The organism is Myxococcus sp. AB025B, from assembly GCF_006518215.1.
Lineage (GTDB): Bacteria > Myxococcota > Myxococcia > Myxococcales > Myxococcaceae > Myxococcus > Myxococcus fulvus.
The window spans coordinates 1-1,854 of sequence record NZ_SRLW01000604.1 but is presented as its reverse complement, the minus strand read 5'-3'; the positions used below and the strand labels follow the sequence as shown (position 1 = coordinate 1,854).

Sequence of the window (1,854 nt, the reverse complement as noted above, 5' to 3'; positions counted from 1 at the left end):
CGAGCCTGAGGGGCGTGGCGCCCTTCGTGGCGCCGAGGGACACGCTGGAGACGCAGCTGGCGGAGGCCTTCGCGTCGGTGCTGAAGCTGCCGAGGGTCAGCGTCACCGACAGCTTCTTCAGCCTCGGCGGTCACTCGCTGCTGGCGACACAGGCGATGGCTCGCATCCGTCATCACCTGCGCAGGGAGCTCCCGTTGCGCATGCTCTTCGAGGCGCCGTCCGTGGCCGCGCTGGCCCGACGCATCGAGGCCGAGATGCCTCCGCTGGAGAGCCGCGCACCGACGCCGATGCGGGCGCGGACGAGATTCCGAAACGAGAACGAGCAGGGCGACACGGAGGAAGAGATGCTCTCTTTTGCCCAGCAGCGACTGTGGTTCCTGGACCAGTACAGGCCCGGCAGCCCCCTCTACAACATCCCCGCGGCGCTGCGGCTCAAGGGCGCGCTGGATGTGCCCGCGCTGGAGCAGGCCTTCACGGAGCTGGTGCGGCGTCACCAGTCCCTGCGCACCGTCTTCCAGTCGCGCGAGGGCAGGCCCATGCAGGTCATCTCCCGGAGCGCGCCCCCGCGAATCCTGCTCTCGGTGCAGGACCTGGCCCCGCTCTCCGAGTCGGAGCGAGAGACGGAAGCACACCGCCGGGCGTGGGCCGAGGCCCGTCGCCCCTTCGACCTGACACGCGGGCCGTTGCTGCGCACGGCGCTGCTCCGGTTGGGGGCGCGTGAGCATCTGCTCCTTGTGACGCTGCATCACATCATCGCGGACGCGTGGTCCATCGCCGTGCTCATCCGCGAGGTGGTCACGCTCTACGAGGCCTTCAGTGAAGGCCGGCGGTCCCCTTTGGCCGAGTTGGCGATCCAGTACGCGGACTACGCTGTCCAGCAGCGCGAGTGGCTCCAGGGCGACGTGCTGGAGCGGCAGCTGAACTGGTGGCGCAAACAGCTCGACGGGGTTCCCGCCATGTTGGAGCTGCCGACGGACCGGCCGCGCCCCGTGGAGGCTCGCAACCCGGGCGCGGTGCTCAAGATGGACCTCTCGCGTGAGCTCACCCGCTCCCTCGTCAGCCTGTGCCAGCGCGAAGGGGCGACGCTGTTCATGGGCCTGCTCGCGGGGTTGCAGGCGCTGCTGGCGCGCTACTCGGGACAGGACGACATCTGCGTGGGGGCTCCCATCGCCGGGCGCCAGCAGATGGAGACAGAGGGGTTGATCGGCTTCTTCGTGAACACGCTGGTGCTGCGCACGAGGCTGGACGGAGACCCGACGTTCCGCGAGCTGCTGGGGCGGGTGCGGGAGACGACGCTGGGCGCGTACTCGCACCAGGACGTGCCCTTCGAGAAGCTGGTCGAGGTGCTCCAGCCGGAGCGACAGCCGGGACACACGCCGTTCTTCCAGGTGGCGATGGTGTTGCTCAACACGCCGCCCATGGAGCTGTCCACGCCGGGGCTCTCCTTCGAGGCGATGGACGTGGACAGCGGCACGTCCAAGTTCGACTTCACGCTGATGCTCCGGGAGACGCCCACGGGCCTGACGGGCACGCTGGAGTACCGCACGGACTTGTACGAGCCCGCGTCGGCCGAGCGATTCGTCGTGCACCTGGAGCGACTGCTCGAGGGCGCTGTCGCCAATCCGCTCCACCGCGTCTCCGAGCTCCCGCTGGTGTCCGACGCGGACCGCCGTCTGGTGCTGGAGGACTGGAACGCGACGAGCACGGGGCCTCGCTGGGAGGTCTGCGCGCATGAGCTGGTGGAGGCGCAGGCGAGGCGGACGCCGGAGGCGGAGGCGGTGGTGTGGGGAGGGGAGTCGCTGACGTACGCGGAGCTGGAGCGGCGGGCGAATCAGCTGGCGTGGCACCTGGGGG

Annotated in this window: 1 protein-coding gene; it reads left to right on the top strand. The window is 69.8% G+C overall.

What is annotated here, in order from left to right:
* Positions 1-1,854 (top strand): condensation domain-containing protein (locus FL311_RS42965; RefSeq protein ID WP_141333435.1); only part of this gene is annotated, 1,854 nt, incomplete at both ends.